Annotated in this window: 15 protein-coding genes and 1 pseudogene; 13 read left to right on the top strand and 3 right to left on the bottom strand. The window is 37.5% G+C overall.

Going from position 1 to position 16,443, the window contains the following annotated elements; genetic code table 11:
* Positions 1–255 precede the first annotated feature (255 nt).
* Positions 256–876 carry a hypothetical protein gene (locus CD004_RS20710; protein WP_102264492.1) on the top strand — a complete coding sequence of 207 codons (621 nt, stop codon included), beginning with the start codon at positions 256–258 and terminating at the stop codon, positions 874–876.
* A 23-nt stretch (positions 877–899) separates the two neighbouring features.
* Positions 900–1,346: a hypothetical protein gene (locus CD004_RS20705; RefSeq protein WP_102264491.1), complete on the top strand. Its 447-nt coding sequence runs from the start codon at positions 900–902 to the stop codon at positions 1,344–1,346.
* An 84-nt stretch (positions 1,347–1,430) separates the two neighbouring features.
* On the opposite strand, the gene CD004_RS20700 is transcribed toward CD004_RS20705, so the two are convergent.
* Complete coding sequence (locus tag CD004_RS20700; protein ID WP_102264490.1) at positions 1,431–2,324, bottom strand: helix-turn-helix domain-containing protein; 894 nt, start codon at positions 2,322–2,324, stop codon at positions 1,431–1,433.
* Positions 2,325–2,924: 600 nt separating this feature from the next.
* On the opposite strand from CD004_RS20700, the gene CD004_RS20695 reads away from it, so the two are divergent.
* A complete protein-coding gene (locus CD004_RS20695; protein ID WP_102264489.1) occupies positions 2,925–3,317 on the top strand; it encodes a hypothetical protein in 393 nt (130 codons plus the stop codon).
* Positions 3,318–3,540: 223 nt separating this feature from the next.
* On the opposite strand, the gene CD004_RS20690 is transcribed toward CD004_RS20695, so the two are convergent.
* Complete coding sequence (locus CD004_RS20690; RefSeq protein WP_102264488.1) at positions 3,541–5,520, bottom strand: cell wall-binding repeat-containing protein; 1,980 nt, start codon at positions 5,518–5,520, stop codon at positions 3,541–3,543.
* A gap of 118 nt (positions 5,521–5,638) precedes the next feature.
* The gene (locus tag CD004_RS20685) at positions 5,639–6,442 is read right to left on the bottom strand and encodes an SGNH/GDSL hydrolase family protein (protein WP_102264487.1); all 804 of its coding nucleotides are present in this window, start codon (positions 6,440–6,442) and stop codon (positions 5,639–5,641) included.
* A 221-nt stretch (positions 6,443–6,663) separates the two neighbouring features.
* Between CD004_RS20685 and CD004_RS20680 the strand changes: the two genes are divergently transcribed.
* The 10 genes and pseudogenes from CD004_RS20680 (at position 6,664) to CD004_RS20635 (ending at position 16,390) form a co-directional block, all read left to right on the top strand.
* Positions 6,664–7,404, top strand: coding sequence for a YveK family protein (locus CD004_RS20680; protein ID WP_102264486.1), 741 nt, complete (start codon positions 6,664–6,666; stop codon positions 7,402–7,404).
* A complete protein-coding gene (locus CD004_RS20675) occupies positions 7,394–8,098 on the top strand; it encodes a CpsD/CapB family tyrosine-protein kinase (RefSeq protein ID WP_102264485.1) in 705 nt (234 codons plus the stop codon). Before CD004_RS20680 ends, CD004_RS20675 begins: the two co-directional genes overlap by 11 nt.
* Before the next feature lie 98 nt (positions 8,099–8,196).
* Positions 8,197–8,961 (top strand): tyrosine-protein phosphatase, encoded by a 765-nt coding sequence (locus CD004_RS20670; RefSeq protein WP_102264484.1) that lies wholly within the window; start codon positions 8,197–8,199, stop codon positions 8,959–8,961.
* Between the two features lie 348 nt (positions 8,962–9,309).
* Positions 9,310–11,130: a polysaccharide biosynthesis protein gene (locus CD004_RS20665; RefSeq protein ID WP_102264483.1), complete on the top strand. Its 1,821-nt coding sequence runs from the start codon at positions 9,310–9,312 to the stop codon at positions 11,128–11,130.
* Positions 11,131–11,146: 16 nt separating this feature from the next.
* Entirely contained in the window at positions 11,147–12,028 is an 882-nt protein-coding gene (galU, locus tag CD004_RS20660) for a UTP--glucose-1-phosphate uridylyltransferase GalU (RefSeq protein ID WP_102264482.1), read from the top strand.
* Positions 12,029–12,161: 133 nt separating this feature from the next.
* Positions 12,162–12,251 (top strand): annotated as a pseudogene (locus CD004_RS24690) (prepilin-type N-terminal cleavage/methylation domain-containing protein); the annotation flags it as partial.
* Positions 12,252–12,504: 253 nt separating this feature from the next.
* The gene (locus CD004_RS20650) at positions 12,505–13,128 is read left to right on the top strand and encodes a sugar transferase (protein WP_102264480.1); all 624 of its coding nucleotides are present in this window, start codon (positions 12,505–12,507) and stop codon (positions 13,126–13,128) included.
* Between the two features lie 3 nt (positions 13,129–13,131).
* Positions 13,132–13,977, top strand: a complete 846-nt coding sequence (locus CD004_RS20645) for an NAD-dependent epimerase/dehydratase family protein (RefSeq protein ID WP_102264479.1) — start codon at positions 13,132–13,134, stop codon at positions 13,975–13,977.
* A complete protein-coding gene (locus tag CD004_RS20640) occupies positions 13,978–15,135 on the top strand; it encodes a CDP-glycerol glycerophosphotransferase family protein (protein WP_233434899.1) in 1,158 nt (385 codons plus the stop codon).
* Positions 15,136–15,280: 145 nt separating this feature from the next.
* A complete protein-coding gene (locus tag CD004_RS20635; RefSeq protein ID WP_102264478.1) occupies positions 15,281–16,390 on the top strand; it encodes a glycosyltransferase family 4 protein in 1,110 nt (369 codons plus the stop codon).
* Positions 16,391–16,443: the final 53 nt, after the last annotated feature.

The following is a 16,443-nucleotide window of genomic DNA, read 5'->3' as shown; positions in this document are numbered from 1 at the left end:
GAAATCCGCAAATTCAGACATTTGAGCTTTATGTCAAAAGTAACGAGATAAATTATCTGTTTTTCACCCTATATATAAATGAAATATAACTATATTTATATTTGTGTACTCAACAAAATTAGAAAACTCCACATGGAAATCTTGCGGAGAACCTGGACCAAATTGCGGTGACAATTTACTAGAATACCCTAGATAATGGTAATGAGCTCAAAACTTAATAAGGTATACCTTTGAAGAGAATAGGGAGGAAATATAGTGAAGAAGATTTTGTTTCTCTTAACTTTTGGATTGATCTTACTCATATCTGCCAATGGAGCAAGCGCCGCTGAAAATAATCACTATCCTACGGCTAAGGAGATTGATACTTTAAACCAAGAATTACAAGTACTAGTAGATAAAGCTAACCAAAAGTTGGCTAACGGTGAAAAGAATTTCGAAGTAAAAGGGAAAAACCTAAAAGTTGGTTTTAAGGAAAAGAACGTCGAGCCTAAGGTATTAGAAAAAGGTCAATTACACTATTCTGCAATGGCAATAGCTTCAATTGGCTCTAAAGAGTATCAGGCATATGTAGTCAATACCAACGGGTGGAATTTTTCTCATGCGGTCGGTGGAATTTTCTCTTGGGAAGGAAGTTATTTAACAGCTGTTTCCGCACGTGCGGAAACAACAGGTACTATGTATTCCAGATCTGAATCGACAAGCAAGGAAGGATTAGATGGGACTATTGGAAAAACAGCGAAAGTGGCAAGAGTCACCAGCAATGGTAAATTCACAGCCCTAAAATACTTGCCTATCAGTTATTACACTACTCTAGTAGTTGATGTTAATGCTCCTAAGCGCGAATATATAATTCAAACAGCGAAAATCACATCTTAATTCTCTATAAGGAGTTGGCAAAGTTGGTTAAAAAAATGTCTATCAAGCTATCCTCTTTACTTATAGCATTTCTAGTAATCTTTGCAGTTGTAAGTCCAGTATCTGCTAATATGTTTATAACGAATTTCAGTGGTACTACCACCCCGAGTACTACTTCTGTACCTTCAAACTATCATCACTTTTACTCCATGAAAGAAGGCGTAAGTGTGAAATTTAAGGTTGATGAATTCATTCAAACAGCAGGTAAACAAGGAGTAACAGTAAAATTACAAAGAAGTAATGGTCTTTGGTGGTCTACTAAAGTGAGTAAGACAGTTACTTCTACATCACAGATAACTATGAATAGTAGTGCAGGAAGTGGAGATTGGAGAATAGTTGTAACCGAAGTTGCAGTGCCGACAGGATACGATAAACCGCCTCTATACAGGGCGAAATCAACAAGATATTCAGGTACAGTAGAAGGCTATTAAGCACACAGATATAAACTAATGAATGGGACAGCAAATCATTTTGCTGTCTCATTATATGTTAAAAAGAAAAATACGAGAAAGACATTACCGTCCTGATTTTTGAATTTGGATTAGTTTGCTTTCCGTAGCTTCAAGAAATTCTTTTCTATTAGAAATATAGAACGTTTCTTTTGCCCGGGAATAATGATCTGAGGCTTTAATGTTGTTGTTTAAAGCCTGATAATTCTGGCCAGCTTCATAATGAAGTTCCCCTAATAAATACAGCAACTCTTCATTCAAGCAGAGATTAATCCCTTTGTTACAATATGATATGGATTCTTTAAATAATTCTAATTTAAAAAGGGACTTAGCAATTCCATAATATAGACGGATCACTACTCTTTTATCGGGAATTTCTGGCATGTTTTTTAAGTAGTTTAGAGCATTTTTATATATTTCTACAGAATGATTGAAATCCGAAATTTCGTTATAAATGATAGCTTGACTGTTCAAGATTTCAATGTCCTGTATGGAGATGGGAAGATTGCTATTCTTTCCTTTTCCAATCATAAAAGCTGTTTCTAGAAGGTTTAATGATTTATTAACATCTTTCCGGATATAATATTCTACTACTCCCTTATGCCAGAGCATAAATTGATGGTTGATCGGCATCTTAAACGCCAGGTGAGCTTCCTCTGCTCTTATGAGTTGCTCCACTTCTTCATAATTACGTTCCCGGATGGATTTTCTGATCTGATATTTTATTTCATTAACATAATCAAATCTTGGATGATATGCTTGATTATAGAAATAGTTAACATCCACCCCTAACTTATAAGCAATTTCATATAAGGTAGTGCATAAAGGAATAACCTCGCCGCTCTCGATCTTACTTATTTGCGCTTGGGTACCGATTCCCTCTGCTAGCTGGCTTTGAGTGATTTGAGCTTGATTACGAAGGTATTTGATTTGCTTGCCGATTATGTCTGCTCTGTCCACTAACTATTCCCTCCCTCTTTTATAACTATGATTATATTTTACTAGAAAAATTACAAATATTAGTGATTGTTTGATAATATTCGAAATTAATCCTGTTAAAACGGGAAATCAGAAAAATCTACAAATGATATATTATTGTATTATAAAAATAACAGGGAGTGGTGACCTTTGAAAAAGATAGTTAGTATGATACTGGTAATGGGACTAATGGCTGCTGTAACTATAAATGGGGAATTGGTGACTCAAATTATTGATATTCTTCAAGACCTTCCAAACCAGCATTGATCTGAATAATTTTGGATCTATATAGGGGAATTCTTAGAAGTTAATAGAGAAAATTTCCTTGGTAGCAGCTATCAGTGGAAACGTCGTGCCAACAGGATTGGCACGACGTTTTTATATGAATATTCCCTCTATACTAATTCTTCAAGTGTGACTTGTACAAAGAACTTATTCATCGATTTCTCTCGCTAGTAATCCCTCACTTTTCAGTTTTCCCTCTGCGTTATCATAGACAAAACTAAAACTGTAATTGCTCCATCGTTTGATGAGTATATAATAGAGTGAGTAGGTTTAACATTCACAGAAAGGAAGAAGAGAATGAAAAGAATACTGCTGGCCATTATATTAGCTGCTCCCACATCTGCTGCACTGATCACCTTCTACGGCTATTTGACATTTGGTGCAAGCCAGGAGACAGGGTATTATGGTTATAACCCATATCTGGATACCATCCTGGTCCTAACGATCTATCAGATTCCTTTCTATTTAATACTCGGCATTCCTACAACGTTATTGATTGACTTAATTATTAAAGAAGGAAAAATAAATAAGTATCCTTATATACTACAATTCGTTCTATATAGTATATCCGCTATAATTGTTTCATCAACTATGTTTACTATCGAGTATCAAGGCTGGCTTGTTTTCGGGATAGCGGTACATACTTATTTTCATATCCTATATTTTCTTAGGCGGTTAATGAAAAAATGAGTGCGAGGTCATCCTCACACTCATTTTTTGGTTTTAATTCACTGCTGTTTTCGTAGAGATTGTTGTTAAAATCCTAAACCTGATTTTAACGTAATATATACCCATTTTTAGTTCGGTATTAGTTTGCATGCTCTTTTCTCTTAAGAAGCGGCAACTTTAAGAAGGAATTTAGATAATTCAATCCAATTTTGTATTCAATAGCATCGAAGTTTGAGAAAAGAGCCTATTTCATAATGCTCTGAAGCGTCTTTTCTGTAGACTCTGTTGATTGTGTGTTGATTTTATGTTCCACACCTTTTGCAGGATCAAGCTGTTCAAGCGCATATCTTTGAAGTCCAGTGCTGCTGACTTCAAGTAAAGATAGGACATATAGCTTTCCGTCTTTCTGATAGATCGCTTCTAGTTCTCCATTAAGCTGGTAATAACGGTTAAACATAAAGTCAGAGTAGTCATGCTTGAAGATAAAGCTGCTGATGCCTGTGAAAAATCTGTTCTGGTCAAGGTCAAAGGCCAGATCCTCGTATGGGAACCACAGCTCGGCAGCATAGTCTAAATTCCCTTTGAAAACATGGCCCATATTATTAAATAGATATTTGCCATCAGGAGAAACTTTGATGTTTGAAATAGTATGGAAATCGCCTAAATCATAATCACCATGATATGGGGAATCTTTTTCCCCTGTGATCATTCCTCCTGAAATATAATATTCGCTTATATCACGAGGAGATAGACCTGTATCAATAGAATATATTTTGCTCTGGTTAGGGCTTAATTCAAGATAGCCCTGCTGGTAAATTCTTTCCCCTGATAGTTCTTCGCCCGTTACTCCTGAGTAGCTTTTTAGCTCAGTCCACTGGCCAGAACCGCCGGAAACATAGATGAATCCCTGTTGATCGACAACTATATCAAATGGATCAAGCGCAATTTCGAATTGCTTCTCCAACCTGAATTGTTCTGCATTTACGACGGCAATTCCGCCTGATTGGTCATCGAACCAATAATCGTCATGCTCTCCATGAACGAGCGTAACATAGACCTTGTTGTTCGCAACATAAAGCTGTTCTGGCATGTCGTTGAATTTGATAGATTTCTGCTCCCCTGTTACATAATTATAGGAATGCAGACTATTATCGTCATCGCTTAAAGAATATAAAACTGGTCTTAACGGGTCCATCGCAGAAGCAATGATATTTTGCCCGAAGGTTTTCAATACTTTTGAATCCGGGTGAAAGCTCAAGTCGATTGCGGTTTTAGTTGATACAGCTTTCTCTCCGCCAAGTATGAAATAACCCCAATAACGGTTCTTATTAAAATAATCTAATGTAGCTGATACAGGAGTATCAGGATGTGTCAGGATAATATTCGCATCTATTTTGTGGGATAACCCAGCTCCTGCAACTGCATCAGGATATTCCTCACTTGTTGGGCTTGTACTGATTCCGCGTACGATAATGACATGATTACCGAGGGAAGGGTCAGCCGCCGCAAGGTTAGTCATATATCGGTTGCTGCCAGCGATCCTGGTCACCTTTTTCCCCTGGTTCTGCAGGTACTGGGCAACCTGTTTTCCGACTACGCCTTCTCCGCCATAGATCAGTACTTCTTTAATATTGGCTGGCAAATTGACTGGCAGACTCGTTTTGTTCGCAAGGTAAATTGGAATCTGGTTAATAGCAGAGTTGCTTGAAGCGGATAAAGCATCAGCAACTGCAAACCCGTTGACGACGATTGCTTTAGTCCCCAACGAACTTCCGGCTTTCTTATTGATATTAGCCGCCGTCTCAAAACGGTTTTTCCCGTTCACTCTAATCGTATTAAGTTCCAGCTTGTCCAGTGCGGCTTCAACTGTACTGCTGATGGCCGCAGTGCCACCTAAAATATATACATTCGCAGCACCTAAGCGATCAATCTCATCAATGACAGATTGAGAGATTTTATTAGGATAGGTAAGCAGGATTGGTGCATCTAAAGCACCTGATAAGGAAGCTGATGATAAGGCATCCGCTGGGTTATCAGCCCGTGCAAGTATAACGGAATCTGCCTGCTCCCAGCCCATATTCGAAATCTGTACAGAAGTATCAACTCGGTTCGAACCGGCAATCCTCTCGTAATTTGCTACTGCAGACGCTTGAGAGGAAGCGGCTACAAATCCAGTCAATGTTAGTAAAAATACTAGTAAGGCAGAAAACTTGATTTTCGACAAAAAAAGACCCCCATTTTATTTATTTTTCTTCCATAACATTCCTTTTATCGACAAGTATGCAGAAAACTTAAATAAAAAATGCTCTTCCAAATGGAAGAGCATTGATGTTCGATATAAGTTAATTCTTTGCAACCAAATAATCCAGCATAAACTGAGCCCATAGTTCATGTCCCTTTTCATTAGGCGAACCGTTGGTCAGGTAGTCATTCATCTCTTGTGAATCCAGCTCTGGCCATGCTGTCCAGTGGTCCAGGTAAGGGATGTCGTTTTCCTCGGCATATTCCTTCAATGCCTCAACCTGTAATGGGTAATACTTCGCATTATATAAAGGATTAGGAGGATTCAGGATCACCACTGTATTGGTATTTACTTCTTCAATTTGATCTAAAACCCGCTGGACATTAATCAGTGAATTTTCCGTGCCGACTCCATTCGTATTATCATTCAAAGTGAATGGTTCGAAAATAATTAAGTCAGCTTCAGCCGATGCCAGTTCTTCCTGATGGTTTTCCTGAACAAAATTCAGGGAGGTAGTCTCATACTTCATTATTTCAACAATCAAGTTCTCCCCACCAAATGCTTCTGTCAGTCCGTCCTTCGTCTGGTAAGCCCAGCCATTTGGTTCGTCTCCTAATGCGTTAGATCCGACAATGAGTATCTTATATGCTTGTCCCTCTTCTTGAGCCTTCTTGAAGGTTTCTATAGCTTCTGCAGGCCAGTTTTTAGTTAGGGATAGAATCCCATCTTCCTGTTCTTGCGGATCATCGTTCTTTTCTACACTTTTTTCAGCAGGTTTTTCAACTGCCTTCGTTACACTAGCTCCGTCCACCTTAACAGCTGTCTTGTTACTCCAGTGGATATTCCCCCACAGCAAGACGGCTCCGCATATGATTGCCAGTAAAGTAGTAAGAAATGATTTCATAACAACCTCCAAATATATTTATTTATCCAAATCTTGCAATAGTAAACTTTGAAAATAATTCCATTAACAAAATACCTCTTCACGTTACTTACATATCCTGTTAAATTAAGTAGTAGGTTAGTAAAATTACAATATCATTAAAATTATGACAAGAAAATCCAAAAAAAACAACAATTTATGATATAATACTGAGGTTTAATTCAGAATTAATGGAGGAGCAAATGGAAGAGACAATCAGTTTAAAAGAATTAATGCAGACATTGAGGAAAAGATTGAATTTGATTTTAGTAATTACATTGATTGCTGTCCTAATCAGCGGGATCATCAGTTTCTTTTTCCTGACACCTATATATCAGGCATCTACACAAATATTAGTTAACCAGACAAAGAATGACCAGGCTTCTTATAATGTAGGCGAAGTACAGACGAACCTGCAGTTGATCAATACGTATAACGTCATCATTAAAAGCCCGGCTATTTTGGATTTGGTAAGCAAAGAGTTAGATTTAGATATGGCTGCGAGCGAATTGAATGGCAAAATAAATGTTCAGAGTCAGCAGAATTCTCAGGTTGTGAATATCACAGTTCAAGACCCGGATGCTAAAAAGGCTGCTGATATCGCGAATAAAACAGCTGAAGTATTTCAAAGAGAAATCGTGAAAATCATGAATGTCGATAATGTAAGCATTCTGGCAAAAGCAACAATCGTTGATAACCAATCCCCAATTAAACCTAAGCCGCTGCTTAACATCGCGATTGCATTGGTTGTCGGTTTAATGGCTGGTGTAGGAATCGCGTTCCTGATCGAATATCTCGATAACACAATCAAGACAGAACAAGATATCGAAAAAGTTCTTGGCATGCCAGTGCTTGGAGTTGTCGCTACGATCAGCGATACAAAGGAAAGAGCCAGCCGCCAGGAAAGCAATAGCAGGGTAAGAGGTGAGTCGCATGGTAAATAAAAAAAGCACGAAGAAAAAACTAATGGATAATAAAAGGAAGTTGGTTACGAAGCTGGATCCTAAGTCCCCAATCTCTGAACAATACAGGACAATCAGGACGAATATCCATTTTTCTTCTATTGATAAAGAGATCACAACATTAATGGTGACATCGACAGGACCAGGGGAAGGGAAGTCGACCACTGCAGCCAACCTTGCTGTTACCTTTGCGCAGCAAGGCAAGCAAGTCCTTATTGTCGATGCGGATATGAGGAAACCGACAGTGCATTATACTTTCAACCAGACTAATTCTGTCGGATTGACGAGTGTGTTAACAAACCAGACGCCTTTATTGGATGCTGTGAAACTGACGGATGTTGCGAACCTAATGGTGCTTTCAAGCGGTCCGATCCCTCCGAATCCATCGGAGCTGTTGTCATCGCGAGCAATGCAATCGTTCATTGAAGAAGCCACTAAAAATTTCTCAGTGATCCTGTTCGATACTCCACCGGTTTTGGCTGTTACAGATGCACAAATCCTTGCGAACCAGTGTGATGGGACGATTCTTGTTGTTAGCTCGGGGTTAACTGAACAAGATCAGGCGCTAAGAGCGAAAGAAATGCTGACTTCCGCAAAGGGTAAGATGCTGGGGGTTGTATTGAACAATAAAAAGATGGATGGAAAAGAACAATATTATTATTACGGGGCAAATTGACACGATTCGACAAAATCATCCCCTTGTAGGTATGCTGGTAGAATGCTAGTATTAGAAAAGTCACAGAAAATTTACAGTTAAAAGGAAGGAGAATAACGATGATTGACATACATTGTCACATATTGCCAGGAATTGACGATGGTGCCCAGAGTATGGAAGATACCATCAAAATGGCCCGTGTGGCAGTAGGCGAAGGTATTCATACAATCATCGCCACTCCTCACCATAAAAATAGCAAGTATGATAATCCGAAAGAGTCCATTATTCCTAGAGTGGATGAAGTGAATACAGTCTTAAAGAACGAGGGAGTCGATTTGAAGGTCCTTCCCGGACAGGAAGTTCGGCTCTATGGTGACGTCATTGAGGGAATTGAAAAAGGTGAAATATTGAGCTTGAATCATACTCAGTACTTATTCATTGAATTTCCTTCAAACCATGTGCCGCGATATGCGGAAACACTCTTGTTCGATCTCCAGTTGAAAGAAATCACACCAATCATTGTTCATCCTGAGAGAAATCAGGAAATCATCGAGCGTCCAGAGGCTTTATACAATCTCGTCAAAAAAGGCGCTCTGACACAAGTGACAGCATCGAGCATCAGCGGTCACTTCGGGAAGAAAATCAGGAATTTCTCCTATCAATTGATTGAAGCTAACCTTACTCATTTCATTGCTTCTGATGCGCATAATGTTGGAAGCAGGGGATTTAAGATAGCTGAAACGATGGAACTAATTGAATCAAAATATGGAATCGACCTAGTCTACTACTTTCAAGAGAATGCTGAGTTATTGGTTCAAGGGAATCATGTTTATCAGGAAACTCCAGAACCAATAAAAAAGAAAAAGTTCCTCGGGATTTTTTAGCCTACATCCAGAATCAACATATTGAATGTCAGTAAGACTGACCGGCGATGCCTCCTACCCGTTACCCATGGGGGCACTCGATCATGCTGTGGGAACCCAGAAGTGGGTAGCCTTAGACGCGCGCGTTGTCAATAGCATGGTGTGAGGGTGGGTTAGATGCCCGTTTTTTCCTTATAGGGAGAATTTCTCCCTATAGGTTTTTAAAAGAATCAGAGTTAAATTTAGTTGGATACAAGAATAATAGATATCTGATGAAAGTACATGTCTGGACGTGGGTTTTCATTAGATATTTATTTTTGTCAGTCAGTCTTTAGTGTTGGAAAGCGTTAATAATAGAGGGGGAATACGATGAGTTACCATAAACGTCTGCTTTTTTTAGCCGGTCTCGATTCGATCATTGTTTTATCTGCGATTCACCTAAGTTACATACCACTTCATCCATCACTTGAAACCTTCAGTTATGAACATCTTTTTTTGAGTGCGATTGTTTTGGTCAGCAGCTATCATCTATTTGCCTCATTCCTTCAGCTATATAACAAAGCATGGGAGTATGCAAGCATTGGAGAATTGGTCGGAATCTTCAGGGCAGTTACCCTGGCGATCCTTACAGTAGCTCTGTTCCAATTCGCATTCAATGTTCCTTTCTACGGAAGAGTGCTGTTCAGTGCCTGGTCAGTTCTTATATTGACAATTGGCGGATCTCGCTTTCTTTGGAGAGTCTATCGTGATCGTTATATCAAGCCAGATGATAATACAAAGCGAGTCATGATCGTCGGAGCAGGACAAGCCGGTACTTTACTGGCGAGGCAGTTGAAGAACAACCCTGAACTTGGGATGGTGACGGCGGCATTTATAGATGATGATTCAAGGAAATATAAGCTGCAGGTATTAGGTGTTCCGGTAGCAGGAACTTCCGAAAACATTGTAGAGGCAGTTGAAAAGTACCGAATTGATCGAATCGTCATTGCGATTCCTTCGTTAAAGAAAGAAGAGTTAAACCGTATCTTTGCAGAGTGTGCAAAAACCAATATAAAGACACAGATCATGCCAAAAATCGAAGACGTCATGCTTGGCAAGGTGGCGGTCAGCCAGTTCCGTGATGTTGAGGTAGAAGATCTGCTGGGGCGTGAGCCAATCAAGTTGGACATTGAGGGCATTTCTGAATATGTTTCAGGCAAAACAGTCCTTGTTACCGGGGCAGGCGGCTCGATCGGATCCGAAATCTGCCGCCAGATTTGCCAGTTCAATCCGGCTAAGTTAGTGCTAGTAGGGCATGGTGAAAACAGTATCTATACAATTGATATGGAACTAAGGAACCAGTATGGACAAGCTATTGAAATTATCCCTGTAATCGGTGATGTTCAGGACCGTGACCGGATGTTCGAAGTGATGGAAGAGCATGCTCCGGATGTCGTCTATCATGCAGCTGCACATAAGCATGTTCCTTTAATGGAGTACAACCCTAGAGAAGCAGTAAAGAACAATGTATTTGGAACTAAGAATGTTGCCGAAGCAGCGGATACATTTGGGGTCGGAACATTTGTGCTTGTATCTACAGATAAAGCAGTAAATCCTACAAATGTCATGGGGTCAACAAAACGTATTGCTGAGATGATCATCCAACAACTCGACCAGCACAGCAAGACAAAATTCGTTGCTGTCCGATTTGGAAATGTACTTGGCAGCCGTGGCAGTGTAATCCCTCTATTCAAAAAACAAATTCAAGCTGGCGGACCGGTTACGGTTACCCATCCTGATATGACTAGGTACTTTATGACCATTCCGGAAGCATCAAGACTAGTCATCCAAGCTGGATCGCTTGCCCGGGGCGGGGAGATTTTTGTGCTTGATATGGGCGAGCCGGTTAAAATCACAGACCTAGCTAAAAACCTTATTAGATTGTCTGGTTATACTATAGAAGATATCGGAATCAGGTACTCTGGGTTAAGACCTGGTGAGAAAATGTTTGAAGAGCTGTTGAACGAAAAAGAAATTCATCCAGAGCCGATTTTCCCTAAGATTTTTATTGGGAAAGCAGTGCTGGATCAGGAAGAGGAAATTAGTTATCTTTTGGAGCGATATGAGAACTTTACTTCTCCGCAGCTGAAAGAGTATGTAATTAATCTAGCAAATCGTAAGAAAAATAAAATTTTCCTTGTTGCAAAGTAATTGGGGGCAAAAATAAATGAAAAAAGTTAGAAAAGCGATCATTCCGGCAGCAGGATTAGGAACACGATTCCTGCCAGCGACGAAGGCAATGCCGAAAGAAATGTTGCCGATAGTAGATAAACCAACTATCCAATACATAGTTGAAGAAGCAGTTGCTTCAGGTATTGAGGATATTATCATTGTTACTGGTAAGGGTAAACGCGCGATAGAGGATCACTTTGATTTTGCCCATGAGCTTGAGCAAAATCTTTTGGAAAAAGGGAAGTTGGATATTCTTGAAAAGGTACGTTATTCTACAAAACTGGCAGATATTCATTATATTAGGCAGAAGGAACCTAAGGGGCTTGGACATGCAGTATGGTGTGCGCGTAACTTTATCGGTGACGAACCTTTTGCGGTACTTCTTGGTGATGATATTGTTCAGAGTGATACTCCTTGTCTACGGCAGTTGATTGAGCAATATAAAGAAACTCATTCTTCTGTGATTGGTGTGCAAACGGTACCGGATAGTGAGACGCATCGCTATGGAATTGTTGAACCTTCTATTCAAAATGATAGAAGATATCAGGTAGAGAATTTTGTGGAGAAGCCTGCACCGGGAACAGCGCCTTCGAATCTAGCAATTATGGGAAGATATGTACTTACCCCGGAAATTTTTATGTTCTTGGATCAGATGGAGACGGGTGCTGGTGGTGAGATTCAGCTGACGGATGCGATTCAGAAGTTGAATCAGATTCAGCGTGTGTTTGCTTATGATTTTGAGGGTAAGCGATATGATGTTGGAGAGAAGGTTGGGTTTGTTAAGACTACTTTGGAATTTGCTTTGCAGGATGAAGGATTAAGACCTGAGGTGCTGGCTTATCTTGATGAGGTTATGGCTAAGGAAAAAGTTAAATAATATTTAAATTTCCCGAGTTCATATAGCGTTTGACATGGACTCGGGGTGTTTTTTTGAGGTGTAAACCCCTGAGAATTTACTTGAAGAAAATAAGAGAATTCGGTGAAGGAGTGTCTTTAATGAAGATTCAAGGGGTTATACGTTGGTGGAGTTACTCGCGGTAATAGTAATTTTGGGTATATTGGCTGCGTTTGCTGTTCTGTTTTCTGGTCATTTTCATTGATCGAAATAAAGAGGGTTTGTTTGAAGTTAATCGGGTGGATAGGGCCAGAGTGTAATAGATGAAACTCAGATGAGAGTGATAAATATAGCAATAACTATTTTGAATTTTCGTTGTAGAATGATTTGATATTTAGAGGTGGCTATTAGAGATAGATAAAAATTTTAGTGTTTTAGTAGTTGGTTGGAATGGAAGAATAACAGATTCCAGTTAAGTCCTAATCTACTAAAGAACAAATTTTAAGGAGTGTAGCTGGATGTATATGAAGGTTAAAAGATTGATAGACATCATTCTTTCTTTAATTGGACTTATAGTATTATCACCGATTTTTCTATTTCTAATTATTGCTATTAAGATTGATTCAAGAGGACCAGTTCTATTTAAGCAAAAGCGTGTAGGAATTAACAAGACACATTTCAATATTTTGAAATTCCGTACCATGAGAATAGATACGCCTAAAGACACTCCGACTCACTTATTAAGTGATGCAGAACGATATATCACAAAAATGGGCAAATTTCTGAGAAAGACTTCACTTGATGAGCTACCGCAAATTTGGAATATCTTTGTTGGCCAAATGAGTATTATTGGTCCAAGACCGGCATTGTGGAACCAATATGATCTTATTGCTGAACGAGATAAGTATGGGGCTAATGATGTTCCACCTGGATTGACAGGATGGGCGCAAATTAATGGAAGAGATGAATTACCTATTAAGGTAAAAGCTAAATTAGATGGTGAATACGTTGGTAAAATAGGATTCTGGATGGATTTTAAGTGTTTCTTTGGAACAGTTGTTAGCGTTATAAAGAGTGATGGGGTTGTTGAAGGAAGTACAGGAACTAAGAATGAAGTTCCTAGTAGTAAGGAGACTATATGAAAAATGAGGAAAATTTTAATAACAGGCTTAACTAGTTATATAGGTAATAATTTGAAAAGATTTCTAGAAAATTATCCTACTAAATATTCTATTGAGATTATAAGTCTAAGAGATGATTCGTGGAAACAAATAGACTTTTCGGATTTTGATGTTTTAGTTCATGTTGCAGCTATAGCCCATATAAAGGAAACTAAGGCTAATCAAGGGATTTATTATAGAATAAATAGAGATTTAGCATACGAAGTGGCTTATAAAGCAAAGCGGGAAGGTGTTAAACAGTTAGTATTTTTAAGCTCAATGAGTGTGTACGGAATAGAAAGTGGTGTTATAAGTGAAAATACTCCAGAAAGTCCAAAAAGCAACTATGGTAAATCAAAGCTTCAGGCTGAAGAGTTAATTCAAACTTTGAAATCAGAGGATTTCGGGGTTGCAGTTATACGCCCACCAATGGTTTATGGAAAAGACTGTAAAGGTAACTATCAAAGATTAGCAAAGCTAGCATTAACAATCCCTTTATTCCCAGATGTTAAAAACATGCGAAGTATGATATATATAGATAATTTATGTGAATTCATTAGGTTGCTAATTGATGAATGTAGTAACGGAGTATTTTTCCCTCAGAATGAGGAATATGTTTGTACATCTGAAATGGTTAGGTTAATATCTGAAGCACATGGCAAGAAGATAAGGCTTACCAAGCTATTTAACCCTCTATTTACTATATTAAAAATAAATGTAGTGAACAAAGTGTTTGGTAACCTGATCTATGAAAAACACCTATCAAAACACCCTTTAGAATATAATTTGTACCCCATAAAAGAAAGTATAAGAAAAACAGAGGTGAATTAAGTGAAGGGAATTAGAAGTAGAATAGATTACATTCTCAAACACAACCTTATTATACAAAAGCTATATAAAATAGTAATGAGTTTGTTTTTTAAATTGCTTGGCCTATTTATTAAAACAGATAATCATCTGATATTATTTAATGGACACGGAAGAAGATATAACGATAGTCCAAAAGTTATATTTAAATATATTATAGAAAATGAAAAGTATAAAGATTACAAGATTGTTTGGGCATTGGACGACCCAGAAGAATATGATATTCCAAAAGCAGAAAAAGTCGAGATGGATACATTAAAATACTTTGTAATTGCACTTAAAGCAAAATACTGGGTTTCTTGCGTGAACATTGAGAGAGGGCTACATTTCAAGAAAAAACAAACAATTTATCTAAACACATGGCATGGTACGCCAGTAAAACTTGTAGGTAATGCTGTAAGCGGAAGAAATGATTTTAATTTTTCTAATATAGATATATTTTGTTATTCAGGGGATTATGAAAAAGAAATTTTTTTAAGGGACTTTAATGTTTCTGAACACAGCCTTCTATTTTCGGGTATGCCTAGAAATGATGAGCTCTATAGTGTTTCAACTGATAAAATAAATGATTGCAAAAAGAAAGTTAATATTCCTGCAGATAAAAAAGTAATTTTGTATGCCCCAACGTGGAGAGATAGTACTGATAAAGGAAAAAGTTATTCTTTTAATCCTCCTATAGATATTGCTTATTGGCAAAAAGAATTACAAGATGATTATGTTCTTTTATTAAGAACACATGCTTATACCAATAAGACATTGGGGATTGAATTTAACGAGTTTGTACACGATGTCTCGGCTTATCCTGATGTAAATGACTTACTTATGGTTGCTGATATTTTGATTTCAGACTATTCAGCAACACTGTTTGACTATGCAATATTAGAAAGACCTATCATATGTTTTGGATATGATTATGATGAGTATGCTAAAGAAAGAGGTTTTTATATAGATCTAAAAAAAGAACTTCCAAGTGGAGTAATGGCGACTCAGGATGAGGTAATAAATCATATAAAAACAATGGATTATAAAGTTGAGAGTGATAAAACAATACGTTTTAAAAATAAGTATGTTAAAGAAGGCGGAAATGCAACAGTAAAATGCGTCCAAAAACTATTGATATAGTATTTTTAGATTTTTTTGCCTATGTGTCACTCCTCATAATTTTATTTAGCTTTTTTACTAGATTCTAGAAGTTAGAGGAACCTTAGAGTAATTCTAAAATCAATAAAGTACAGAATATATATGTTCTTAATAGGGAGTGATTAACGTGCGTGCAGTAATCGTAACAAACAGAGTAAAAAGATATGTTAATGGATATAGAGTAATGATTGAACCTTTAATGGAAAAAGGTTATGAGGTTGTATGGGCAGCAGATTTTACGGATTTTAAGGAAGACCTTGAAACAATACCATGTAAAATTCATCAAACTAATTTTCGAAGTAACCCATTAGACTCAAATAATCTCAAAGCTTATTCACAATTACTAAGTTTACTTAAACAAAAGCCAGTGGAATTAATTCATTGTAACACACCTATCGGTGGTTTAATTGGTAGATTATGTGCTAAAAGAGCGAAAGTAAAGAAAATAATATATACAGCTCATGGTTTTCATTTTTATGAAGGAGCTCCTTTAATAAATAATACCCTTTTTAAATGGGGTGAAAAATATCTAGCTCATATGACAGATATACTTATAACAATTAACCAACAGGACTATAAAGCTGCTCGGAATTTCAAACTTCGAAAAAATGGTAACAAATATCTCGTTCATGGTGTAGGCATAGATACGGGGTATATTAGTTCAAGTGATCCAAACGAAAAACGGAAAGAAATAGGAGTACCTAGTTCTGCTATTATGATTTTTTCTGCTGGAGAACTAAACAAAAATAAAAATAATGAATCCATTATTAAAGCAATTGCAAAAATAAAAAATAAAAATATATATTATGTGTTGTGTGGTGAAGGGAAGTTAAGAACGGATCTGGAGAAACTATCCAAAGATTTAGGAGTGAACGATAGGGTGAAATTTTTAGGATTTAGAACAGATGTTTTAGAAATTTTACCCGCAGCTGATATTTTTGCAATGCCCTCTTATAGAGAAGGGTTACCTCGTTCCCTTATGGAAGCAATGGATGCAGGAAAACCATGTGTAGTTTCAGACATTCGTGGAAACTCAGATTTAATTATAGATGGAAAAGGAGGATATCTACGTCACCCTTCGGATGTTAATGGATTCGCTGAAGCAATAGGAAAATTATCTTCAGATCAAAGATTAAGGGAAACTTTTGGTTTGATAAACAAGGAGAACGTAAAAATATTTGACTTTGAAAATGTAAAAAAAGAACTTGAAGAAATATACGGGAACCTAAGTAATTAAATAAGTTTCTTTAGATAATGAAGTAAGTTGTAGGTTAATTTAAAAAATAATCT

Origin of the sequence: Mesobacillus jeotgali, assembly GCF_002874535.1 — a bacterium.
Lineage (GTDB): Bacteria > Bacillota > Bacilli > Bacillales > Cytobacillaceae > Mesobacillus > Mesobacillus jeotgali.
Note: the sequence above shows the minus strand (reverse complement) of the source record. Positions and strands in the feature narration are given on the sequence as shown.